This is a genomic window from Halobacillus salinarum, assembly GCF_022919095.1.
GTDB lineage: Bacteria > Bacillota > Bacilli > Bacillales > Halobacillaceae > Halobacillus_B > Halobacillus_B salinarum.
In genome coordinates this window covers 3,840,424-3,864,604 of record NZ_CP095073.1, presented here as the reverse complement: position 1 = coordinate 3,864,604, position 24,181 = coordinate 3,840,424, and the positions used below count along the sequence as shown (strand labels likewise).

Sequence of the window (24,181 nt, the reverse complement as noted above, 5' to 3'; positions counted from 1 at the left end):
GCAGCTTCGGCTGCTTTTTTTGTTTATCTTCTACTTTTCTCTTACCTCTAATTTTCGTCAAGATAACGGACATTGACGTTTTTCTCTCTCGTGGAATCTGAAATGTACCGGTAGAGCTTAATGATTAACAAGCCATGTTTGTAAGAGGCATCAATACTATCACTGCGTACAGCAAAAGGAAGTTCAACGGTACGTTCGAATGCACCATCTGCGATTTCGTTTTTCAGCTGGCGCCCTCCTCGCTTATTGACTTCAATTTTTCCTCTTAAGGTAAGAGAAGCGTGATCGACAAAAACATCGACGTTCTTTGGATGTTCCAGACCAGGAAGATTTGCGATACATACGAGCTCATGATCGTATTGATAAAGGTTGATTTGCGGAATGGCCGGCTTCATTAATCCTTCAAATTCTCCCCAAAACTCCTGCCCGAAAAAACGATCCAAGTTCGATTTCCACTCACCAAATTGATTCATTGTGAACACTCCCTCATTTTGTCACAAATTGCGTTGAAAATGTATTGTATGAGTCTGAACTGATGGTATATAGTGTATGCATAATTGAACTTCTAGGTGAATGTCCTGGGGGACAGGGCACATCTCAGAAACATTTTATACAGGAGGTTGTGCGCATGCTCGATAATTCCCTCGTCATGATTGCCATCATTTTCACCGTTAATATTGTTTATGTATCGTTTTTTACACTCCGGATGATTTTTACGTTAAAGGGGCAGCGGTACTTTGCTGCCTTTATCAGCATGTTTGAAATCGTCATTTACATCGTTGGACTTGGTCTCGTACTGGATAATTTGGACAGAATAGAGAATGTCATTGCTTATGCTGTTGGGTATGGTACAGGGGTTATTGTAGGGATGAAAATTGAAGAGAAACTCGCGCTCGGTTACACGACGGTCAACGTAATTTCTTCAGATCCTGATATCGAATTCACAAGAATGCTCCGGGACAAAGGATACGGAGTCACGAGCTGGTATGCTTATGGAATGGAAGGTGACCGTTTGGCTATGCAGATTTTAACTCCGAGAAAGTATGAGTTAAAATTGTATGAGACGATTCGTTACATTGACCCTAAAGCATTTATTGTTGCCTATGAGCCGAAGCAGATCCATGGCGGCTTCTGGGTTAAACAGGTAAAGAGAGGAAAGATAAGAAATGCCCAACAAGAAAACAAACAAGAAGACAAACAAGAAGCGTTTTGAAGTGGAGGACAATGAAACCATCGATCAATGCTTAAAGAGAATAGAGATGGAAGGCTACGTACCGATCCGTCGGACAGAAGAACCTGTTTTCAGGGAAATAGATGAGAATGGCAAAAAAACCCTGGAACCCGTTGGAAGAACGATCGTTTTTCAAGCTGTTAAACAATAAACACGAACAATTTAAACTTTACATTTTTGAAATGTTCGTTATTTGCGTTGACATCGATTAGATAAACTTGATATGATGAAGGCAGAAATTGCATAAGGTACCTCATATAAGACGGGAATATGGCCCGTTCGTCTCTACCTGGGAACCGTAAATTTCCGGACTATGAGGGGAGACCGCGCATTTGATGAAGCTTCGTCTCATGATACACGTATGCCTGTTTATCCCCTCTCGCGTAGAGGGGGATAAGCAGGCTTTTTTCATTGGAATGTTTGATCAAATGAAGTTCTTATGAAAAATAAATATACTAGTATTTGTCGAAAAGAGGGGTAGGATGGCTGAAGTTGGCATTATTATGGGAAGCATATCAGACTGGGAAACAATGAAAGGTGCTTGTGAAGTGCTGGAAGAAATGGATATTTCTTATGAAAAAGAAATCATTTCAGCTCACCGTACACCTGAGGATATGTTCAGCTATGCAGAAGGTGCACGTGCGAAAGGGCTGAAAGTAATTATTGCCGGTGCAGGAGGAGCAGCGCATCTGCCAGGTATGGTAGCTGCAAAAACCACCTTGCCGGTTATAGGTGTACCTGTTCAATCTAAAGCGTTACAAGGACTCGATTCATTGCTCTCCATTGTGCAAATGCCTGGCGGCGTACCTGTGGCGACAGTAGCCATCGGAACGGCAGGGGCAAAGAATGCAGGGCTTCTGGCCGCTGAAATCATTGGAGCCTTCAATGAAGAGGTGGCTGACAAGCTTCAAACCTATCGATTATCCATGAAAGAAAAAGTCGAAGAAATGAGGGGCGATCTACATGGAAGTTAACGTGATCCGGCCAGGGGATACGATCGGAATATTAGGAGGCGGACAGCTTGGAAGGATGATGGCATTGTCAGCGAGGCACATGGGCTATCGGATTGCTGTAATGGATCCTGCCGAAGACTGTCCTTGTGCTCAGGTAGCAGATGAGCATATTGCCGCTGAATATGATGATATGGACGCGGCTGGACAATTAAGTGACATCAGTGATGTGATCACTTATGAATTCGAAAACGTGGATTTACAAGTCGCCCGCTTATTTGAACAGGCGGATAAACTTCCACAAGGAGCTTTTTCCCTGGAGGTAACTCAAAATAGGGAAAAAGAAAAACAAATCGCAGTAGAAGCAGAGCTTCCCGTTCCAGACTATAAAATTATCCACAGTGAAAGCGAATTAAAACAAGCTTTAGCTGAGATCGGTCTGCCTGCAGTCGTAAAAACAATCAGCGGCGGGTACGACGGGAAAGGTCAATGGAAGCTTGAGTATGAAGAACATTTAAAAGAAACAGATGCTTTCATTAAAGAAGGCGGCACGTATATCGTAGAGCAATGGATTCCATTTGATCTTGAAATTTCCCAAGTGTTTACGAGAAGTCAAAGTGGGGAGATCGCTTATTTTCCACTCGCCGAAAATATTCATAAGAACCATATTCTACACGAAACGAGGGTCCCTGCTTTTGTAGACGATGAAGTTCGTGAAAAAGCAAAAGCAGCAGTAAAGGTAATGGCTGAAAAAATGAACATCGTCGGAACATTTGCGGTAGAAATGTTTGTGAGAGATCAAGAGATTTATATTAACGAAATGGCACCTCGTCCGCATAATTCCGGACATTACACGATTGAAGCTTGTAATGTTTCGCAATTCGAACAGCATGTTCGCGCCATTTGCGGCTTGCCGCTGCTCCCGATTCATACGTTTCCAGCAGCAGTGATGATAAATGTCTTAGGGAAACACCGGGATATTTTAATCGACAAGCTGGAAGGATTCCAAGGCGTTCACTTTCACGATTATGGCAAAGCGGCTGTACGCACCAACCGTAAAATGGGACATATTACATTTATTGCTGATCGGTTAGAAGAAATAGATGAATTAATAGAGACAAATCAAATTCACTTGTGGTAAGGGAGAGAGAAAACAATGATCGAACGTTATACTAGGCCGGAAATGGGTGCCATTTGGACAGAGGAAAATCGCTACAGAGCATGGCTTGAGGTAGAATTGCTTGCTTGTGAAGCCTGGAGTGAGCTTGGAGTTATCCCGAAAGAGGACGTTGAAAAGCTCCGTGAAAAAGCTGGTTTTGATATCGAAAGAATTCATGAAATAGAAGCAGAGACCCGCCATGACGTAGTTGCCTTTACAAGAGCGGTCTCAGAAACTGTAGGAGAAGAACGGAAATGGGTTCATTATGGCTTAACATCCACTGATGTGGTGGATACAGCTCTTTCTTACCAATTAAAACAAGCGAATATTATTATCCGTGAAGACCTCGTTCGTTTTATTTCTATTCTTGCTGACAAGGCACGCGAACATAAACATACGGTCATGATGGGAAGAACCCATGGAGTGCATGCGGAACCGACGACTTTTGGGTTGAAAATGGCTCTTTATTATGAAGAAATGAAGCGCAATTTAGAACGTTTCGATCTCGCAGTACAGCATATCGGCGTAGGAAAGCTATCCGGTGCTGTCGGCACGTATGCCAATATCGATCCTTACGTTGAACAATATGTTTGTGAACAGCTTGGTCTAGAGGCTGCCCCTGTTTCAACACAGACACTTCAGCGTGACCGGCATGCTCATTATGTTTCAACGCTTGCATTAATAGCGGCGTCTATTGAAAAGATGGCTGTAGAAATACGCGGTCTGCAGAAGACAGAGACGAGAGAAGTGGAAGAATTCTTTGCTAAAGGGCAGAAAGGATCTTCAGCCATGCCTCACAAACGAAACCCTATTGGTTCTGAGAACATGACTGGAATGGCTCGGGTATTACGCGGCGAAATGCTGACAGCTTTTGAAAATGTTCCTTTATGGCATGAACGGGATATTTCCCATTCTTCTGCAGAGCGTGTCATCCTGCCTGATGCGACGATTACTGTGAATTACATGCTTAACCGTTTTGGAAACATTATGAAAAACTTAACGGTATTCCCTGATCGGATGCAGGAAAATATGGAAAAAACTTACGGGCTTATTTTTTCTCAACGCGTTTTACTGACTTTGATTGATGAAGGATTTGTCCGTGAGGAAGCTTACGATCTTGTTCAGCCAAAAGCTATGGAAGCATGGGAACAGGGAGTTCCTTTCCGTAATCTCATTGAAGCAGACGAACGGATTACTTCTGTGTTAACTAAAGAACAGCTGGATGCCTGTTTTGATTATAAGCATCATTTGAAAAATGTAGATCGTATTTTTGACCGTATCGGACTATAAGTGTTTCATTAATCCAAAAGAGGTGTTACGTATGAAGGGTTCATTGCTCTATGAAGGAAAAGCCAAGAAAGTCTACCACGTAGATGGCGAGCCTAATCAATTAATCTTATCCTATAAAAATGACGCTACTGCCTTTAACGGCAAGAAAAAAGACCGGTTTGAAGGAAAAGGACGTCTCAATAACTTAATCACATCTAAAGTCTTTGAATACTTGAAACAGAATCAGATTTCTTCTCATTTTATTGAGGCACTCAATGATACAGAGCAGCTTGTAGAAAAAACAACCATTATCCCGCTTGAAGTTGTCGTAAGAAATGTAGCCGCAGGCAGTATTACGCGGAGACTCGGCATTCAGGAAAAGCAGCCTTTCGAGCCGCCGCTGGTTGAACTTTTCTACAAAGACGATGAACTCGGTGATCCAATAATCAATGATGAACATGCTTACCACCTGACAGGGATCAGTGAGGAAGAACTATCACAAATCAAACAAATGGCCCTGAAAGTCAACAGCCAGCTGCTCCAATTATTCAAGGTGGCCAAGCTCAAGCTCGTAGACTTTAAGCTGGAGTTTGGCAGGCTGGAAGACGGCACGATTGTTCTTGCGGATGAAATTTCTCCGGATACGTGCCGCTTATGGGATTTGGATACAGGTGAAAAAATGGACAAAGACGTGTTTCGGGAAAGCCTTGGCGATTTAATTTCCGTCTATGAAACGATCCTACAACGACTGGAGGAAAACACATGCGCAAAGTAAAGATTTACATCACTCTTAAAGAAGGCGTGCTGGATCCACAAGGAAAAGCCGTCCAGAATTCTCTGCACTCGCTTGAGTATAAAAATGTCGGCGATGTCCGCGTTGGTAAATATATGGAAGTCATGATGGAGGATTCGGACGATATTGAAAACCAGGTGGATAAAATGTGTGACCAGCTCTTAGCCAATCCTGTTATTGAAGACTATTCCTTTACCATTGAGGAGGTTGTCTAAGTGAAATTTGCAGTCGTTGTTTTCCCAGGCTCCAATTGTGACCGGGATATGTACTTTGCTGCTAAGGATGCGTTAGGGGCGGAAGCAGAGCTGGTTTGGTATCAGGAAGCAGAGCTAGCAGACTATGACGCTGTACTTTTGCCAGGGGGCTTTTCATACGGGGATTATTTACGCTCAGGAGCGATTGCCGCTACAGAACCTATTGTTGCTCAAATTAGATCGGCAGCAGAAGCAGGGAAGCCCATTCTCGGTGTCTGTAATGGGTTTCAAGTGCTGCTTGAAATGGGACTTTTACCAGGAGCCATGCTTTCCAATAAGCATCTAAAATTCATGTGTCACTATGAAACTTTAATCGTAGAAAATGCAGATACGTTGTTTACGAATGAATATGAGGAAAAAGAAGAAATCAATATCCCCATCGCTCATGGTGACGGCAATTACTATTGTGATGAAGCGACATTACAACAATTGAAACAAAATCGGCAGATCGCTTTTACCTATAAAACAAATCCAAATGGATCGGTTGGGGACATTGCCGGAATCGTGAACGAAAAAGGGAACGTACTCGGAATGATGCCGCACCCTGAACGAGCGGTAGAAGAACTGCTTGGAAATGCCGACGGTCTTCGCCTGTTCCAGTCCATTTTGACACATTGGAGGAATCGCCATGCCATCAATGCTTGAGATCAGTCCAGAACAAATTGAACAGCAGCGTGCCTACAGCGAGATGGGGCTGAGTGATCAGGAGTTCCAATCGATTAAAGACATTCTCGGTCGACTGCCGAACTATACTGAAACCGGCCTGTTTTCTGTGATGTGGTCAGAACACTGCAGTTATAAAAACTCTAAGCCTTTGCTGAAAAAATTTCCGACAGAAGGCAGCCATGTGCTGCAGGGTCCTGGAGAAGGCGCAGGAATCATTGATATCGGTGATGAGCAAGCCGTTGTTTTTAAAGTTGAAAGTCATAACCACCCTTCTGCAGTTGAACCTTATCAAGGAGCGGCGACAGGGGTAGGCGGCATTCTACGTGATGTGTTTTCTATGGGAGCCCGTCCAATCGCCTTGCTCAATTCACTTCGCTTTGGATCATTGAAACATCCCCGTGTGAAGTACTTGTTTGAAGAAGTTGTCCGTGGTATCGCAGGCTATGGCAACTGTGTCGGCGTACCGACAGTCGGCGGGGAAGTTCAATTCGACGATGCGTACAACGGCAATCCTTTAGTCAATGCTATGTGTGTGGGATTAATTGATCACAAGGACATCCAAAAAGGGATTGCTGCTGGTGTAGGCAATACAGTGATGTACGTTGGAGCGAAAACCGGCCGTGATGGTATCCACGGCGCAACATTTGCTTCGGAAGAACTCTCTGAAGAGTCGGAGGAAAAGCGTCCTTCTGTTCAAGTCGGCGATCCATTTATGGAAAAGCTGCTCATTGAAGCCTGCCTGGATGTCATTCATCATGATGCATTAGTCGGGATCCAGGACATGGGGGCTGCCGGATTGACTTCTTCAGCGAGTGAAATGGCTAGTAAAGCTGGCACTGGAATGACGATGAACTTAGATCTAGTGCCTCAGCGTGAGACGAACATGACACCTTATGAAATGATGTTGTCAGAATCTCAGGAACGGATGCTGCTTGTCGTTGAAAAGGGCAGAGAAGAAGAAATTGCCAAGGTTTTCCGCAAGTACAATTTGGAAGCGGTAGCTGTTGGAGAAGTCACCGGCGATCAACGTTTTAAGCTGCTTCATCACGACGATGTCGTAGCAGATGTCCCGGTGGATTCGCTTGCAGAAGATGCTCCAGTCTACCATCAGCCATCGAAAGTGCCGGAATACTACAAAGAGTTTCAAGCCATGGAAACGTATCGTCCGGAAGTAAAGGATTATAAGGAAACCCTTCATGCCTTGTTGAAACAGCCGACGATTGCAAGTAAAGAATGGGTGTACGATCAATACGATTCTATGGTTCAGACAAATACGGCCGTTACACCTGGTTCAGATGCAGCAGTATTGCGCGTACGCGGCACAGATAAGGCGCTTGCGATGACAACGGATTGCAACTCACGCTATATTTATTTGGATCCTGAAACAGGCGGAAAAATTGCGGTAGCGGAAGCGGCGAGAAACATTGTATGTTCGGGCGGCCAGCCGCTTGGGATTACCGATGGGTTGAATTTTGGGTCGCCTGAAAATCCTGAAATCTTCTGGCAGATGGAAAAAAGCGTCGAAGGTATGAGTGAAGCTTGCAGGGCACTTGGTACTCCAGTCATCAGTGGGAACGTGTCTCTTTATAATGAGTCCTTCGGCGGGAAAGCGATCTACCCGACCCCGGTCGTCGGCATGGTCGGGCTTGTAGAATCTACCGCCCATATCACACGTTCAGCGATGAAACAGCCAGGAGATCTCATTTATCTGATTGGGAAAACTAAGACCGATTTTGGCGGCAGTGAATTACAAGGGTTGATCGAAGGGCGTCATTTCGGAAAAGCCCCTGAGTTAGATTTGACAATTGAAGGGAAACGCCAAAGCCAGTTGCTCGAGGCTATTCAGAAAGGCTTCGTTCAGTCCGCTCACGATCTCGCAGAAGGCGGTTTAAGTGTAGCTTTGGCAGAAAGCCTGTTTGACAATGAGTTAGGCTGTGAAGTGTTTGTAGAAGGGGAATGGACCTCCGCTCTATTTGCAGAAACGCAGTCACGTTTTCTCGTATCGGTTCAGCCGGAGCATCAGGAAGATTTTGAAGACATCTTAGAAGATGCTGCTTACATTGGGAAAGTGACGGCTGATGGAACGTACCGTATTTTTTCCGACCAGCAAGTAATTGTGGAAGAGCAGACAGCTAGGCTAAAACACACGTGGAAAGGAGCTATTCCATGCTTGGTGAAATCAAAGGGTTAAATGAAGAGTGCGGAATATTTGGCGTATGGGGGCATTCTGAGGCAGCCCAGTTGACGTATTATGGCCTTCATGCCCTTCAGCATCGAGGTCAGGAAGGTGCCGGCATTGTTTCTAGTGATGGAGAACATTTAAAGCTTGCAAAAGGGCATGGGTTGATTAATGATGTGTTTTCTCAAGAAAGACTCGAGGAATTAACCGGTCATGCAGCTATCGGCCATGTCCGCTATGCTACAGCAGGAGACGGAGGCTACGAAAACATTCAGCCCCTGCTGTTTCGTTCACAAACAGGCGGACTTGCTTTGGCGCATAATGGCAATTTAGTCAATGCCCAGGCTCTGAAAAACCAGTTAGAAGGACAAGGAAGCATTCTCCAGACGACTTCAGATACAGAAGTATTGGCTCACCTCATTAAACGGGCGCGCCACTTACCGATCGACGAAGCGATTATGGACGCGCTGACGATGGTTAAAGGAGCCTATGCGTTTTTAATTATGACTGAAGAGCAGTTGTTTGTAGCGAATGACCCAAGAGGGATTCGTCCGTTAAGTCTTGGATATCTTGGAGATTCATGGGTCGTGTCTTCAGAAACCTGTGCATTCGATGTGATAGGGCAAGCTACGAAAGAGAAATAAAACCTGGAGAGCTCGCTGTAATTGATCGAAACGGCGTGCAGTCCAAACGCTACTCAGCACCTATCCAGAGAACATTATGTTCAATGGAATATGTCTATTTTTCCCGTCCAGACAGTAATCTTGATGATAAAAATGTCCACGCAGCAAGAAAAAGAATGGGAAAGACACTTGCCAGAGAGGCCCCAGTGGAAGCGGATGTCGTGACAGGGGTTCCGGATTCAAGTATTTCAGCAGCAATTGGATACGCAGAAGAATCGGGAATACCATATGAACTCGGGCTTATTAAAAACCGCTATGTAGGCAGAACGTTTATTCAGCCTTCCCAGGAACTGAGAGAGCAAGGAGTGAAGATGAAGCTTTCCGCTGTCCGGGGCATAGTAGAAGGGAAGCGGGTTGTAATGGTTGATGATTCGATCGTTCGCGGTACTACCAGCAGAAGGATTGTAAAAATGCTGAAAGAGGCTGGAGCTAAAGAAGTTCATGTGCGAATCGCTTCACCACCAATCGTGAATCCTTGTTATTACGGCATTGATACGTCAACAAGCGGGGAATTAATTGCGGCCAACAATACGGTTGCAGAAATTGAAGAACAAATTAATGCGGACAGCCTAGCCTATTTGACACCGGGCGGGTTAAATGAAGCGATTTATCAAGGAGAAGAAAGTTTAGAACACGGTGGATGTATGGCCTGTTTCACGGGAAACTACCCGACAGAAATTTATCCAAATACGCTGCCACCCTATGAAAAGGCATAAGGAAAAGAGGGAAAAGGCATGAGTGAATCATATAAACAAGCTGGTGTGGATGTAGAAGCCGGCTATGAATCTGTCAATCGAATGAAAAAGCATGTGGCAAGGACAATGCGCCCTGAAGTAATGGGAGAACTCGGTGCTTTTGCCGGACTCTTTGACATTAGTTCCCTCCCTTATCAACGCCCTGTCCTCGTTACCGGAACAGATGGCGTCGGCACTAAACTAAAGCTGGCTTTTCAAATGGATAAGCACGATACCATTGGCTTGGATGTCGTGGCGATGTGTGTGAATGACATCGCAGCCCAGGGAGCAGACCCTCTTTTGTTCTTAGACTATATTGCTTGTGGGAAAAATGAACCTGCCAAAATTGAACAAATCGTCAAAGGAATCGCAGATGGCTGTGAACAAGCCGGTGCTGCTCTCGTTGGCGGTGAAACAGCTGAAATGCCGGGAATGTATGACTTGGAGGAATATGACCTTGCTGGATTTACAGTCGGAATGGTGGACAAAGAACAGTTAATTACAGGGAAATCGATAACTGCTGGAGACGCAGTTATCGGTCTCTCTTCCTCTGGTGTACATTCAAACGGTTTTTCTTTAGTACGGAGAATTATCGAAGAAAAACAGCTTGATCTTGGCCATATTTATGAAGGATTCACAAGACCTCTAGGAGTAGAATTATTAGAGCCAACAGAGATCTATGTGAAAAGCCTGCAGCAGCTTAAAGAAGCGGTTCGAGTAAAAGGTATCGCCCACATTACTGGAGGAGGCTTTGACGAAAATATTCCTCGTGCTCTTCCAGAAGACTTAGGAGTCAGGCTGGAGCGGGACAGCTGGGAAAAGCCAGCGATATTTCAATTTCTTAAGTCACAGGGAGAGCTGGCTGTGGAGGATATGTTTGGTGTATTCAATATGGGCATTGGTATGGTTGTTATCGTGAGTGAAGCGGATGCAGAAGCTGCCCTTGACGCTTTAGATCAAACACGGAATAAAGCTCAGATCATCGGAAAAGTCACAGCCCGGGAAGGAATAGAATGGATATGATAAATCTTGCCATTTTTGCTTCTGGATCCGGGTCTAATTTTGATGCGATCGTTCATGCGATAGAGAAGGGGGAACTCGACGCAAACGTTTCCTTGCTCGTTTGTGACCGGGTTGGCGCCCCAGTAATTGAAAAAGCCCAGCGTTATGAAGTGGATACAGTCGTATTTACCCCGAAAGTCTATAATGGGAAAGCAGCTTATGAAGAGGCTCTGCTTGCGGACTGCCGTGACAGGGAGATTGATTATATTATTCTTGCAGGGTATATGAGATTAATAGGGCCGACTTTGCTTAAGCCTTACGAAAACCGCATTATTAATATCCACCCTTCTTTGCTTCCTGCTTTCCCAGGGAAGGATGCGATCGGACAGGCGGTCTCTAAACAGGTGAAAATCACCGGAGTCACCGTTCATTTTATCGATGACGGGATGGATACAGGCCCTATTATTGACCAGGAAGCAGTAAGAATAGAAGATACCGATACAGAAGAGGACGTCAAACGGAAAATTCAAGCAGTTGAACATGAACTGTACCCAAAAGTAATTCAATCTTTACTGGTCAAGGAGGATGCCAAATGAGTAACAAGAAGCGCGCACTAGTAAGTGTTTCTAATAAAGAAGGTCTAGCTGATTTTGCGAAAAGTCTGAATGAACTAGGGTTTGAACTTATTTCTACCGGGGCACGAAGCGAGCGATTGAAGAGGCTGGGATTCCCGTTCTATCAATCTCGGAAGTTACCGAATTCCCTGAAATTATGGACGGACGCGTCAAAACACTGCATCCTTCCGTGCATGGCGGTTTGCTTGCCAAACGAAACAACGAAGACCATATGCAGCAGCTGGAAGAGCTCGGGATCGAAACGATCGACCTTGTCGCAGTTAACCTTTACCCCTTTAAAGAAACTATTGCTAAAGAAGGAGTAACAGAGGAAGAAGCCATCGAAAACGTCGACATTGGGGGTCCGACTATGCTTCGTTCTGCAGCTAAAAGCTTCCAGGATGTTGCTGTGGTTGTCGATCCTGCTGATTATGATCTGGTGATTTCTGAATTGCAAAACGGTGAGCTTTCCTATGAAAACCGCCGTAAATTAGCGGCTAAAGTGTTCCGCCATACAGCAAACTATGATGCTATGATCGCTGAGTATTTTTCTAAGAATACGGAGGACCTGCATCCAGAAACTTATTCCGTTACTTATGAAAAGGTTCAATCTTTGAGATATGGGGAGAATCCTCACCAAACGGCTTCTTTTTATAAAAAAGCGAATTACAACGGAGCATCTCTTGCAAACGCTGAACAGCTGAATGGAAAAGAGCTATCCTACAACAATATTCAAGACGCGAACGCTGCTCTTGAAGTGGTGCTTGAATTTGAAGAGCCAGCAGCTGTAGCCATGAAGCATATGAATCCTTGCGGGGTTGGAACAGGAAGTGGGTTAGCAGAAGCTTTTCAAAAAGCGTATGAGGGCGATCCGATCTCTATCTTTGGTGGAATCGTCGCACTAAACCGGGAAGTGGATCGTGAAACAGCGGCCAAGCTTAAGGAAATTTTCTTGGAAATTGTCATCGCCCCTTCTTTCAGTGAGGAAGCGATGGAGCTTCTGACTCAGAAGAAAAACCTCAGACTGTTGAAAGTAACGATGCAAAAACCAGAAGGTCAGCATCATAAGCTAACAAGCGTGCAAGGTGGACTGCTCGTGCAGGATACAGATGAAGGATCTCTTGCTGATGTTGAGCTTGAAGTGGCTACGAAGCGGGAGCCAACAGAACAGGAGCTGAAAGATCTTGAACTTGGTTGGAAAGTAGTCAAGCATGTGAAATCAAATGCGATCGTCGTCGCAAAAGCTGATCATACCTTAGGCGTTGGCGCCGGGCAGATGAACCGCGTTGGTGCAGCTAAAATTGCTCTCGAGCAGGCAGGTGAAACGGCCAAAGGAGCGATCCTTGCCTCTGATGCATTTTTCCCAATGCCTGACACGGTTGAAGAAGCAGCCACGGCCGGCATTACCGCAATTATCCAACCAGGCGGTTCTAAGCGTGACCAGGATTCTATTGATGCTTGTAATGAAAACGGCATTGCAATGGTCTTTACTAAAATGCGTCATTTCAAGCACTAACTAGGAGGGAAGGATATCATGAAGATCATGGTAATCGGCCGCGGCGGCCGGGAACACAGTCTTATACAGGCACTTGCTAAAAGCGAGCAGGTAGAAACCATTTATGCTGTACCGGGCAATGCAGGGATGGAAGCAGAAGCCAAGAGGATAAACATTGAAGAAACCAATCATACTGAGCTCGTTTCCTTTGCTGAAGAAAACGACGTCAGCCTTACGATTATCGGCCCGGAAAACCCGCTGCTGGATGGCATAGTCGATGCGTTTCAAGAAGCTGGTCTCCGTGTTTTTGGACCGACAAAAGCAGCAGCTTTAATAGAAGGAAGCAAGCATTTTGCCAAACAGCTGATGATGAACTATGACATTCCTACAGCTGCCTATGCGGCGTTTACAGATGTGAACGAAGCAAAACAATACATTCAGGACAAAGGGGCGCCTATTGTCGTAAAAGCGGATGGCCTTGCCGCCGGTAAAGGAGTCGTAGTGGCTGAAAGTGTGAAGGAAGCGTTGGAAGCTGCCGAAGACATGCTTGTCAACGGTCAGTTTGGAGAGGCAAGCCGGGAAATTGTTATTGAGGAATTTCTAGACGGTGACGAGTTCTCTTTGATGGCCTTTGTTAATGGAGCAGAGGTTTATCCTATGGTGTCAGCTAAAGATCATAAACGAGCCTTTGAAGCTGATAAAGGACCAAATACCGGCGGAATGGGGCATACGCTCCTGTACCTGATTTGCCTGATAGCTCTTATGAACAGGCGGTTCGTTCTATACTAAAACCAGCGGCTGAAGCCCTTATGAAGGAAGAGAGACCTTTCACTGGAATCTTGTATGCAGGGTTAATTGAAACCACTGACGGCCCGAAAGTTATCGAGTTTAATGCCAGGTTCGGCGACCCTGAAACACAGGTTGTGCTTCCGCTGTTGAAAAACGATCTCGTACAGGTTTTTTTAGATGTGCTAAATAATAAAGATCCGGAGCTCTCCTGGTCAGACGAGGCCTGTGCTGGAGTAGTTTTAGCCTCAAGCGGTTATCCAGGGAAATATCAAAAAGGACGCCCTCTTCCAATCTGGAAGATGAACCCGAGAGTTGCAATGGTCCACGCAGGGACTGAGAAAGAAAACGAACAATATGTATCAAATGGCGGCCGCGTGCTGCTCGCAGGAGCTACAGCGCCATCATTGGGCAAAGCTTTAGATTATGTATATGAACAAATGCAGGTGTTTGATGGAAGTAAGGACTTTTACTACCGGAGAGATATCGGTCTTTCCTCTATTTCCTCGGCAAAAAGAAAATAATAAAGAGAGGACGAGTCGTGAGGCTCGTCCTCTTTGTAAGTTAAAACTGTTGATTTTCTTCCATTTCATTGTACACTGCAGTAAGCGGACAATAACGAACAGCGCCTTCAGCGACTTTCATAGCTGCAGCAATGACTAACAGCGGATGAAGTGCAGATTCTTCCTTTGTTTTTGACCTCATTATTAAAAAAGTCAGCATACTCAGCCCGCACGTCATGCGAACCATAGCGTTAACAATGCCAATATTGGGTTTCATTTCTCCTACCTCCTTCTCCTGTGTTACCATAGAAAATAATGAATAAGGGAGGGTTCTCCATGAATGAACAGCGCTTTCGGTGGCGCAACCGCCAGCTGCGGGAACATACGGCCGTAATCGATGGCAAACTTGCACCGACCAAACTCATTAAACAGACAACTTATTTGAATGTTTACCTTAAACAATGGGTAAATGGACATATTTGGATATATAACGACCGTATCGTCTATACCGGCAAAGAGCTTCCCGCGAATCTGGATGGAACGGAAGTGATTGATGGACGAAGCACTTATGTTGTTCCAGGCTACATCGAACCGCATGCGCATCCGTTTCAATTATATAATCCCCATACATTAGCTGAATATGCAGCTCAGACAGGCACCACAACTTTGATTAATGATAATCTCATGTGGCTTTTTTTAACAAAAAAGGGGAAAGCGTTTTCCTTGCTGGAGGAATTCATGAACCTTCCTGCTTCTATGTATTGGTGGGCCCGTTTTGACTCGCAGTCGGCATTGAGGGAAGAAGATAAAGCGTTTTTCGATGATCAGGTGCTTCCTTGGCTCGAGCATGATGCGGTTATTCAAGGGGGAGAACTTACTGCCTGGCCGGATGTCCTCTATGGAGGAGATGACCAGATGCTTCACTGGATGCAGGAAACGAAACGCTCACGTAAGCCGCTGGAAGGTCATTTGCCCGGGGCATCAGAGCAGACACTTGTCAAAATGAAGCTTCTGGGAATTGATTCGGAGCATGAATCCATGACCGCCGATGAAGTCATCAGCCGTTTGTCGCTGGGATACCAAACAGGGCTCCGGTATTCTTCCATTCGACCTGATCTCCCTGATATTCTAAAAGGTTTGAAAGCGAAAAACTATACGCATTATGACCATATGATGTACACAACCGACGGATCAACCCCTGGTTTTTATCGTGAAGGACTGATCAATCTTTGTATTAAGATTGCTATTGAAGAAGGAGTGCCGGAAATGGATGCTTATATGATGGCCTCTTATCAGCCGGCAAGACACTTTGGGATCGAAGAGCGAGTAGGAAGTATTCTGCCTGGGCGAGTAGCCCACCTCAATTTTTTAAGTGATCCAAAAGATCCCACGCCTCTCTCAATTCTTGCAAAAGGGGAATGGGTGAAAAAAGATGGGGAAGTGGTCGGAGAGTCAACGAAAATAGGCTGGGTCAAAAATGACATTTCTCCGCTGAAATTAGATTGGGAGATGACTGATGAGGATCTGCAATTCTCTATGCCCATTGGAATGGAAATGTTTAATGATGTCATCATGAAGCCGTACGCCATTGATATCGATGCTTCTGTTGAAAAAATTCCCGATCATTTAGATGAGGCATTTCTTACTCTTATGGATCGTGATGGCGAGTGGAAGGTCAACACGCTTCTGAAAGGGTTCACGAATTCGCTCGGTGCTTTGGCAAGTTCTTATTCCAATACAGGGGATTTAATCTTAATAGGGAAATCAAGGGAAGATATAAAACTCGCCTTTGCTCGTATGAAAGAATTAGGAGGCGGGATCGTCCTTGTGAACGAAGGAAAGGTGGTCTTTGAACTTCCACTTCCTCTCGCCGGGGTGATGTCTGATCTTCCTATGGAGCAGTTGATTAAAGAAGAAGCAAGGCTCAAGAAGCACTTAAAATCATTTGGTTTTGCTTTTGAAGATCCCGTTTATACCTTACTTTTTCTTTCGTCTATGCATCTTCCATTTATTAGGATTACGCCGCTTGGACTCATGAATGTGAAAAAGAAAGAAGTACTGTATCCGTCTATTATGAGATAGAATAGAGGATAGACTACAGGGATAAGAGGAAGTGTTACAATGAAGAAACACATAGGACTAGCTGTATTGCTTCTTTCACTTTTACTAATGGCAGCATGCAGTAAAGGAGAAGAAAAGGAGAGCACCGATGCTCCAGAAGGAAAGGTAACGGCCCAGGAAAAAGAGAATCCAGTTGATGAAGAGACTGCTTTTTCTCAGTTTACGTACCCATTAACCGGAAAACCTGCTGAGGAGAAGCCTAGCCAACGAGTAATTGCTGTGATGGTTAATAATCATACAAAAGCTCGTCCGCAAACAGGCTTGAGCCAGGCTGATGTGGTGTATGAAGTTCTTGCTGAAGGGGAGATTACAAGGTTTGTGGCGCTATTTCAAAGTCATATTCCGGATAAGATCGGTCCGGTTAGGAGCGCACGGCCTTATTTTATGAAGCTTGCCCAAGGGTATGACAGTGTTTATATTTATCATGGAGCGTCAGTAAAGATCAACCAGTTCGTTGCCAACAGTGGCATAGATTTCTTGAATGGTTCGATGTATGATAACAATGGCTGGCTTTTTATGCGTTCCAACGACCGCATGCCACCTCACAATTCCTATTTGTTAACGAGTGGGATTGATAAAGCAATCCGTGCTAAAGGTTACAACCAGGCAAAAGAGATGGAAGCTCTTCCTTTTGGCAGTGAGGATGAATTGAAGCAGGGGCAATCTGTACAAGATGTGACAATTACTTACTCCAACCAGCCGCAGGAGGTCGTCTCATTTACGTACGATTCCGAGCAAAAGCAGTTTCTCCGCTCTAGTGATGGAGAACCAACAGTGGAAAAGGAATCAAATGACCGCATTGCTGTAGACAATATTTTTGTTGTCAAAACAAGTCACCAAGTTATCGACAGTAAAGGACGCCGTGAAGTTGATTTAACTTCGGGCGGAAAAGGGTATTTGTTTTATAAAGGACAAATGATGGAAGTGAATTGGAAAAACGATCAAGGGCGGATTCTGCCATACCTTGACGGGCAGCCGCTCAAATTTGCTAAAGGAAAAACATGGGTCAACATTGTACCAAATGACACAAACGTTGCAGCCCAGTAGTGAGGGGGAAACCATATCCATGCAAATTGATAAACTAAGAGGAAAAACATTGGATCAGTTGTTTGAAGCCATTTTGTCTTTGGAAAATGTAGAAGAATGTTATGAGTTTTTTGATGACCTCGCAACGATGAACGAAGTCCAGTCGCTCGCACAGCGTCTGGAAGTAGCCCGCATGCTCAGAGAAGGATTTACTTATCATAAAATTGAAACTGAAACGGGTGCTTCTACGGCAACGATCTCACGCGTGAAACGTTGTTTAAATTATGGTAACGATGCATACACGCTGGCACTTGATCGTGTGGAAGAGAAGAAAACGAAATAAGGATAGGAAGAGGGGCTGTCAATGATGACAGTCTTTTTTTGTGCATTATTTGCAGAAAGCTATGTTGTCTTTTCATTGCTTCGGAACTGCTCGAATCTCTTTCTTTGCCAATAGATTCTCCTTTCAATGTTAATTCCTCTTTCCTGTCGATTCCTAACCTTAATTTTTGCTATAATAAGTGAATGGACTATTAGGTTTTTGGAGGATGGAACTGTGTATAACGTTAACGATTGGGAGCATGTTTTTAAGCTGGACCCAAACAAAGAAATTTCAGATCAGGATTTAGAAGCAGTGTGTGAATCAGGAACGGATGCCATCATTGTCGGTGGGACAGATGACGTTACTTTAGATGATGTCCTGCATTTGCTTGCAAGCATTCGGAGGTATGAAGTTCCTTGTATATTGGAGGTTTCGAATTTAGAATCCATAACGCCAGGCTTTGACTTTTACTTTATTCCTATGGTGATGAATAGTGAAGAAAAAAAGTGGATGATGGACCTTCAGCACGAAGCGGTAAAAGAATACGGAGATATCATGGATTGGGACGAGATGCTTGCTGAAGGATATTGTGTGTTGAATCCGGAGGCAAAAGTGTTCACACATACCCATTGCAGACTTCCTGATTCTGATGATGCAGTCGCTTATGCCAGAATGGCAGAGCATATGTTCCATCTGCCGATTTTTTACTTAGAGTACAGCGGGAGTTATGGAGAGCCTGATCTGGTGAAAAAGGTGTCCCGTGAACTGGATAAGACTACTCTTTTCTACGGAGGCGGCATTCGCTCTAAGCAGCAGGCAGCAGAAATGAAGGCTTACGCGGATGTCATAGTCGTAGGAAATATCATATACGAAGATCTAAAGGCTGCCCTTCAGACAGTAAAAGCGGTCAAACGTTAATTAGAAAGAAAAAGGATGGTGCCACATGACGCAAGCAGCACATGCTTTACTGAAAGGTTTAAACGAACAGCAACGAAACGCGGTGACCCATACCGAGGGACCGCTCTTAATTATGGCAGGAGCCGGAAGCGGGAAGACAAGGGTTCTTACTCATCGGATTGCTTATCTATTGCAGGAAAAAGACGTTTCACCAAGAAACGTACTGGCGATCACTTTTACGAATAAAGCAGCCCGGGAAATGAAGGAACGTGTCGAATCGTTAGTAGGGCAGGAGGCGGAAAAGATCTGGATGTCTACGTTCCACTCCCTTTGCGTTCGGATATTAAGAAGAGATATAGACCGGATTGGCTATGATCGGAATTTTTCAATCCTGGATTCCAGTGACCAGCTGTCCGTCATCAAGCAGGTACTGAAGGAAATCAACCTTGACCCTAAAAAATGGGATCCAAGGGCGATGCTCGGTGCCATCAGCAATTCAAAGAATGAATTGTTAACTGCAGACGATTATGCCAACCAGGCTGGGAACATGCACGAAGAACAAATCGCTGAAATTTATAAAAGCTACCAGAAAAAACTGCGTAAAAACCAGTCTCTGGATTTCGATGATTTAATTATGCAGACGCTTTCGTTGTTTGATCAAGTACCGGAAGTGCTTGAATACTATCAGCGTCGTTTTCAATACATTCACGTGGATGAATACCAAGATACAAACCATGCCCAGTACCAACTCGTCAAACAGATAGCAAGCCGCTACAAAAACCTTTGTGTAGTCGGCGATTCTGACCAATCCATCTATGCCTGGCGTGGAGCTGATATTCAAAACATCCTTTCCTTTGAAAAAGACTATCCGAATGCTCAAACGATCTTGCTTGAGCAAAACTATCGGTCAACCAAGCTTATTTTAAATGCAGCCAACCAGGTGATCGATAACAATTCAGGAAGAAAACCGAAGCGCTTATGGACAGACAATGATGGCGGGGAGAAGATCCGTTACCATGAAGCAGGGACTGAACGGGAAGAAGCACTGTTTGTGACAGACAAAATCGAAGAACTGATCCGCCAGGGCAAGTATAAATACTCAGACGTAGCGATCCTGTACAGAACCAATGCCCAGTCCAGGACGGTTGAGGAAACATTCGTGAAAGCAGGCGTGCCTTATCAAATGGTGGGAGGCACGAAGTTCTATGATCGTAAAGAAATCAAAGACATGCTTGCCTATTTGCGTCTCATTGCAAATCCTAACGATGATTTAAGTTTTCAACGGGTTGTCAACGAGCCCAAAAGAGGCGTAGGAAAGACGAGCATGGACAAAATGGCTGCCTACGCCGCTGATCATGACATTTCTCTTTACGAAGCAGCTGCTGAAGTTGATTTTGTTGGTGTCAGCGCAAAAGCAGCGAAATCGATCATGCAATTCCGCACAATGATCAAAAACTGGACGCAGCAGCAGGAGTTTTTATCAGCAACAGATATGGTACAGGAAGTGATTTCAAAAACAGGCTATGAAGAAATGCTCCTGAATGAAAAAAGCATTGAAGCACAGAGCCGCCTGGAGAACATTGAAGAATTTAAATCAGTAACAAAAAACTTTGAGGAAAACAGTGAAGATAAGACGCTGATTGCTTTCTTGACCGATTTAGCATTAATCGCGGATATAGATACGATGAATGACGATCCTAATAGTGATGACGCGGTCACGATGATGACGCTCCACTCGGCAAAAGGTCTGGAATTTCCGGTCGTCTTTCTCGTAGGACTGGAAGAAAACGTCTTTCCGCACAGCCGGTCGATCATGGATGAGAACGAAATGGAAGAAGAACGACGTCTGGCTTATGTCGGCATTACCCGGGCAGAAAAGGAATTGTTTTTAACCCACGCCAAAATGAGAACGTTGTTTGGGCGAACGAATATGAATCCTGTGAGCCGGTTTATCGGAGAGATTCCTGAAGATCTCCTCGATGGAAAAGAAGAAAAGGAACCACTGCCATTCTTCAGCCAGAAGAACACAGAGGCACCTTCTGCATCAAAACCTAAAAAACGCGCAGCGAAGAAAACCGGTCCTAAGTCGTCTACAGGAGGCGAAAAAATAGGCTGGCAGCCTGGGGATAAAGCGAAACATAAAAAGTGGGGCGAGGGAACAGTCGTCAATGTGCAGGGAGAAGGAGATGCCATGGAGCTTGATATTGCTTTTCCTGCGCCAACTGGGATCAAACGTCTTCTTGCTCGTTACGCTCCGATCACTAAAGCTTAAGGGAAGTGGCAGACATGGATAAACAAGAGGCGAAACAAAGAATTGAAGCCTTAAGAAAAGAATTGGATCAATACAATTACGAATACCATACGTTGGACAACCCAAGCGTATCTGATTATGAATATGATCAGAAAATGCGCGAGCTGATTGATCTGGAAAAGGAATTCCCTGAATTCATCACGTCCGATTCACCTTCCCAGCGCGTAGGCGGGGAACCTCTGGAAGCTTTTGTGAAAGTAGATCATCGAGTGCCGATGCTGAGTTTGGGAAATGCATTTGACGATCAGGAGCTGCGTGATTTTGACCGCCGTGCCCGTGAAGGCACAGAGGAAGAAGTAACTTACGTCTGTGAATTGAAAATTGACGGCCTTGCTGTCTCGCTCAGTTATGAAGACGGACTATTTGTACGAGGCGCGACGCGGGGGAACGGTACAACAGGGGAAGATATTACGAAGAACTTGAGAACGATCCGCAGTATTCCCTTACGCTTGAAACAGCCCGAAACCCTCGAGGTCCGGGCGAAGCATTTATGCCGAAAAAGTCGTTTGCCGCCTTAAATGAAGAAAAGGAAGCAAACGCTGAAGAGCCTTTTGCAAATCCAAGAAACGCCGCCGCAGGAAGCCTCCGTCAACTGGATCCTAAAATCGCCGCTAAACGAAATCTGGATATTTTTCTTTACGGAGTCGGCATCTGGGAGGATGACACGTCAACCTCCCATAGTGAAAGACTCGAGCGGCTGAATGAACTTGGGCTGAAAACGAACCAGGAATGGCAGAAATGCGGTAACATTGATGAAGTGATTGATTATGTTCACAGCTGGGTGGAAAGACGTCCGGATCTTGATTACGAAATCGATGGCATCGTAATCAAGGTGGATCGCCTTGATCAGCAGGAAGCTCTAGGATTCACGGCTAAAAGTCCAAGGTGGGCGACTGCCTACAAATTTCCTGCCGAAGAAGCAGTCACCAACTTGCTTGATATCGAATTAAGTGTCGGACGTACAGGTGTGGTGACGCCGACTGCCATTCTCTCGCCTGTGAAAGTGGCGGGTACCACTGTTCAGCGTGCCTCCTTGCACAATGAGGATTTAATACGTGAAAAGGATATCCGTATCGGGGATACAGTGGTCATAAAAAAAGCCGGAGATATTATTCCGGAAGTCGTCCGGGTGGTTGAGGACCAGCGTAACGGGGATGAAGAACCATTTGCGATGCCGGAACGCTGCCCTGCCTGTGAAAGCAAACTCGTCAGGCTGGAAGAAGAAGTCGCCCTGCGCTGTATCAATCCTAATTGTCCAGCCCAGCTTCGTGAAGCGCTCATTCATTTTGTCTCAAGAAATGCGATGGACATTGAAGGACTCGGGGAAAAAGTAATCGCCCAGCTATTTAAGGAAGAGCTGATTCATAATATCTCTGACCTTTATAAACTTGAAAGAAATGAACTGTTACAGCTTGAGCGAATGGGTGAGAAATCTGTGCAGAATCTGCTTACAGCTATTGAAGGATCTAAAGAAAACTCACTCGAGCGGCTGCTTTTCGGTCTTGGTGTAAGGTATGTAGGTACAAAAGCAGCAGGCACGCTCGCACAGCAATTCGAAACGATGGACAGGTTGATGAAAGCCGACGTAGAAGAGCTCGAAGCCATTCCTGAAATTGGCGAGAAAATGGCCGACTCTATTTATCGTTATTTCCACAAATCACAAGTCATTGAACTGATTGATGAGTTACGGAACCTTGGTTTAAACATGGAGTATAAAGGAATCAAAAAGAGCGAGCAGGCCGCGGATTCACCGTTTGCTGGCAAAACGATTGTTCTTACGGGCAAAATGGAAAATTATACGAGATCAGAAGCGAAAAACATGATTCAGGAGCTCGGCGGAAGTGTAACAGGCAGCGTCAGCAAAAACACTGATCTCTTAATCGCTGGTGAGGATGCCGGATCAAAATATAAGAAAGCCGATGAGTTAGGAATTGAAATATGGGATGAAGAACAGTTTAGCAAAGCTTTAACGTAATGGGGAGTGGAAACGATGAGAAAGATACACGCACTCTTGCTATGTGCTCTGCTGATTTTAAGCGCGTGTACGCCCGTCTTTGACAACAAACAGAAGGTCGTCAAAGAAACAAAGGACGAAAGCAGCAATCAGACGGCGATTATACCTAGTTACAGTGCACCCGAGAATGACTATAAAATGATTTTGTCAAAGGACAGCCCGACTACGTCAGCTGCAAGAGGGTTAACGACAAACCAGATGGGCAACCGTCTGGATATTGCGGAGTTTGAAGACGGCCTGAGGCGGCACTCAAAAGAGTATTTTGATCCTGATAAATACTATTTTCAACCGGGCCAGTATTTGGATTACGACACGTTGATTGAATGGCTTTCCCGTGAATCCGAGGATAATCCGGAAGGCTTGAATCCTAAGCTCAATGAAGACAAAGCAAAAGAAAAAGACTTCCGAAAAAATCCTAAGTATATCTCCAATATTGTGGAGCAGGACTATCTCGTAAAAAAGGATGATAACGTCGTTAATGTAAAAGGCGTTACAATCGGAATTTCCATGCGGTCGGTGTATAACTTTTCGGTGGATGGCAAGGAATACACAGAGAAGCACAGCAAAAGTGAGCTGTTAAGTAAGGGCAAAGCTTATGCTAATGAAATTCTAAAGCGTCTGCGTGAACGAGAAGAACTTCAGGATGTTCCGATTATGTTTGCGATTTATCAGGAGGAGACAGCCCAGGCGAAAGTACCCGGCAGTTTTCTTGCTAAGTCGTACGTCAAGGGCTCAGATATGACGGCAGGCAATTGGAAAGCTATTAAGGAAGAAAATGTGCTGTTTCCTTCAGACCAAGCAGAGAAGGACCATTTTGAAGATGCCCAGTTGTTTTCTGAGTTCCGCGCGGAAGTGTCAGATTACTTCCCGAATTTCGTCGGAATGATCGCGAATGGGTTTTATGTAGATAACGAATTGAAAAAGGTGAAGATTAACATCCCAATTCAGTTTAATTCGCAATCAGAAGTCGTAGGGTTTACTCAGTATGTCCATAGTCTGGTGATGGAAATGTTTGAAGATCATTATGATATTGAAGTCAATATTTACAGTATGGATCATCAGGAAAGCGTGATTGTGAAAAAAGCAGGCGAAGAAGACGCCTACGTTCACGTTTATCAATAAACGAAAGCCGCAGTGATTTCCCGTCACTGCGGTTTTTTTATCCCCCACAA

At 44.8% G+C, this 24,181-nt stretch carries 19 protein-coding genes, 4 pseudogenes and 1 riboswitch; of the genes and pseudogenes, 21 read left to right on the top strand and 2 right to left on the bottom strand.

The window, feature by feature from the left end:
* Positions 1 to 47: 47 nt before the first annotated feature.
* Positions 48 to 473, bottom strand: coding sequence for an Hsp20/alpha crystallin family protein (locus MUN89_RS19910; RefSeq protein WP_244709777.1), 426 nt, complete (start codon positions 471 to 473; stop codon positions 48 to 50).
* Positions 474 to 628: 155 nt separating this feature from the next.
* Between MUN89_RS19910 and MUN89_RS19905 the strand changes: the two genes are divergently transcribed.
* From MUN89_RS19905 to purD, 14 genes and pseudogenes are all read left to right on the top strand, one after another.
* Positions 629 to 1,213 carry a DUF2179 domain-containing protein gene (locus MUN89_RS19905; protein ID WP_244709775.1) on the top strand — a complete coding sequence of 195 codons (585 nt, stop codon included), beginning with the start codon at positions 629 to 631 and terminating at the stop codon, positions 1,211 to 1,213.
* Entirely contained in the window at positions 1,167 to 1,382 is a 216-nt protein-coding gene (locus tag MUN89_RS19900) for an NETI motif-containing protein (RefSeq protein WP_244709773.1), read from the top strand. The genes MUN89_RS19905 and MUN89_RS19900 overlap by 47 nt, the downstream gene beginning before the upstream one ends.
* Before the next feature lie 82 nt (positions 1,383 to 1,464).
* Positions 1,465 to 1,565: riboswitch (purine riboswitch) on the top strand.
* A 148-nt stretch (positions 1,566 to 1,713) separates the two neighbouring features.
* Positions 1,714 to 2,205 (top strand): 5-(carboxyamino)imidazole ribonucleotide mutase, encoded by a 492-nt coding sequence (gene purE / locus MUN89_RS19895; protein WP_244709771.1) that lies wholly within the window; start codon positions 1,714 to 1,716, stop codon positions 2,203 to 2,205.
* Positions 2,195 to 3,322, top strand: a complete 1,128-nt coding sequence (gene purK, locus MUN89_RS19890; RefSeq protein ID WP_244709769.1) for a 5-(carboxyamino)imidazole ribonucleotide synthase — start codon at positions 2,195 to 2,197, stop codon at positions 3,320 to 3,322. The genes purE and purK overlap by 11 nt, the downstream gene beginning before the upstream one ends.
* 15 nt (positions 3,323 to 3,337) lie before the next feature.
* Positions 3,338 to 4,630, top strand: coding sequence for an adenylosuccinate lyase (gene purB / locus MUN89_RS19885; RefSeq protein WP_244709767.1), 1,293 nt, complete (start codon positions 3,338 to 3,340; stop codon positions 4,628 to 4,630).
* A 31-nt stretch (positions 4,631 to 4,661) separates the two neighbouring features.
* The gene (gene purC, locus MUN89_RS19880) at positions 4,662 to 5,384 is read left to right on the top strand and encodes a phosphoribosylaminoimidazolesuccinocarboxamide synthase (RefSeq protein WP_244709766.1); all 723 of its coding nucleotides are present in this window, start codon (positions 4,662 to 4,664) and stop codon (positions 5,382 to 5,384) included.
* Positions 5,372 to 5,617, top strand: a complete 246-nt coding sequence (purS, locus tag MUN89_RS19875) for a phosphoribosylformylglycinamidine synthase subunit PurS (RefSeq protein WP_244709764.1) — start codon at positions 5,372 to 5,374, stop codon at positions 5,615 to 5,617. The genes purC and purS overlap by 13 nt, the downstream gene beginning before the upstream one ends.
* Positions 5,618 to 6,301, top strand: coding sequence for a phosphoribosylformylglycinamidine synthase subunit PurQ (gene purQ, locus MUN89_RS19870; RefSeq protein WP_244709762.1), 684 nt, complete (start codon positions 5,618 to 5,620; stop codon positions 6,299 to 6,301). It abuts the gene before it with no gap.
* On the top strand, positions 6,285 to 8,513 hold the full coding sequence (gene purL, locus MUN89_RS19865; protein ID WP_244709760.1) for a phosphoribosylformylglycinamidine synthase subunit PurL: 2,229 nt from the start codon (positions 6,285 to 6,287) through the stop codon (positions 8,511 to 8,513). The genes purQ and purL overlap by 17 nt, the downstream gene beginning before the upstream one ends.
* A pseudogene (gene purF, locus MUN89_RS19860) lies at positions 8,489 to 9,900 on the top strand (amidophosphoribosyltransferase). The gene purL and the pseudogene purF overlap by 25 nt, the downstream one beginning before the upstream one ends.
* A gap of 18 nt (positions 9,901 to 9,918) precedes the next feature.
* Positions 9,919 to 10,941, top strand: coding sequence for a phosphoribosylformylglycinamidine cyclo-ligase (gene purM / locus MUN89_RS19855; RefSeq protein ID WP_244709758.1), 1,023 nt, complete (start codon positions 9,919 to 9,921; stop codon positions 10,939 to 10,941).
* Positions 10,938 to 11,516 (top strand): phosphoribosylglycinamide formyltransferase, encoded by a 579-nt coding sequence (gene purN / locus MUN89_RS19850; protein WP_244713955.1) that lies wholly within the window; start codon positions 10,938 to 10,940, stop codon positions 11,514 to 11,516. Before purM ends, purN begins: the two co-directional genes overlap by 4 nt.
* A pseudogene (gene purH, locus MUN89_RS19845) lies at positions 11,513 to 13,050 on the top strand (bifunctional phosphoribosylaminoimidazolecarboxamide formyltransferase/IMP cyclohydrolase). The gene purN and the pseudogene purH overlap by 4 nt, the downstream one beginning before the upstream one ends.
* Before the next feature lie 18 nt (positions 13,051 to 13,068).
* Positions 13,069 to 14,339, top strand: a pseudogene (gene purD / locus MUN89_RS19840) (phosphoribosylamine--glycine ligase).
* A gap of 40 nt (positions 14,340 to 14,379) precedes the next feature.
* Here the strand turns inward: purD and MUN89_RS19835 are convergent.
* Positions 14,380 to 14,595: a YgaP family membrane protein gene (locus MUN89_RS19835; RefSeq protein ID WP_244709756.1), complete on the bottom strand. Its 216-nt coding sequence runs from the start codon at positions 14,593 to 14,595 to the stop codon at positions 14,380 to 14,382.
* Between the two features lie 59 nt (positions 14,596 to 14,654).
* On the opposite strand from MUN89_RS19835, the gene MUN89_RS19830 reads away from it, so the two are divergent.
* The 7 genes and pseudogenes from MUN89_RS19830 to MUN89_RS19800 all read left to right on the top strand — a co-directional run bounded on the left by MUN89_RS19830 (position 14,655) and on the right by MUN89_RS19800 (position 24,131).
* Positions 14,655 to 16,400 (top strand): adenine deaminase C-terminal domain-containing protein, encoded by a 1,746-nt coding sequence (locus MUN89_RS19830; RefSeq protein WP_244709754.1) that lies wholly within the window; start codon positions 14,655 to 14,657, stop codon positions 16,398 to 16,400.
* Positions 16,401 to 16,439: 39 nt separating this feature from the next.
* Positions 16,440 to 17,486, top strand: coding sequence for a DUF3048 domain-containing protein (locus tag MUN89_RS19825; RefSeq protein ID WP_244709752.1), 1,047 nt, complete (start codon positions 16,440 to 16,442; stop codon positions 17,484 to 17,486).
* Positions 17,487 to 17,505: 19 nt separating this feature from the next.
* The gene (locus MUN89_RS19820) at positions 17,506 to 17,808 is read left to right on the top strand and encodes a YerC/YecD family TrpR-related protein (protein WP_244709750.1); all 303 of its coding nucleotides are present in this window, start codon (positions 17,506 to 17,508) and stop codon (positions 17,806 to 17,808) included.
* A gap of 213 nt (positions 17,809 to 18,021) precedes the next feature.
* A complete protein-coding gene (locus MUN89_RS19815; RefSeq protein WP_244709748.1) occupies positions 18,022 to 18,705 on the top strand; it encodes a heptaprenylglyceryl phosphate synthase in 684 nt (227 codons plus the stop codon).
* Between the two features lie 25 nt (positions 18,706 to 18,730).
* The gene (pcrA, locus tag MUN89_RS19810; RefSeq protein WP_244709746.1) at positions 18,731 to 20,956 is read left to right on the top strand and encodes a DNA helicase PcrA; all 2,226 of its coding nucleotides are present in this window, start codon (positions 18,731 to 18,733) and stop codon (positions 20,954 to 20,956) included.
* Between the two features lie 92 nt (positions 20,957 to 21,048).
* Positions 21,049 to 22,970: pseudogene (gene ligA / locus MUN89_RS19805) on the top strand (NAD-dependent DNA ligase LigA).
* A 15-nt stretch (positions 22,971 to 22,985) separates the two neighbouring features.
* Positions 22,986 to 24,131: a CamS family sex pheromone protein gene (locus MUN89_RS19800; RefSeq protein WP_244709744.1), complete on the top strand. Its 1,146-nt coding sequence runs from the start codon at positions 22,986 to 22,988 to the stop codon at positions 24,129 to 24,131.
* Positions 24,132 to 24,181: the final 50 nt, after the last annotated feature.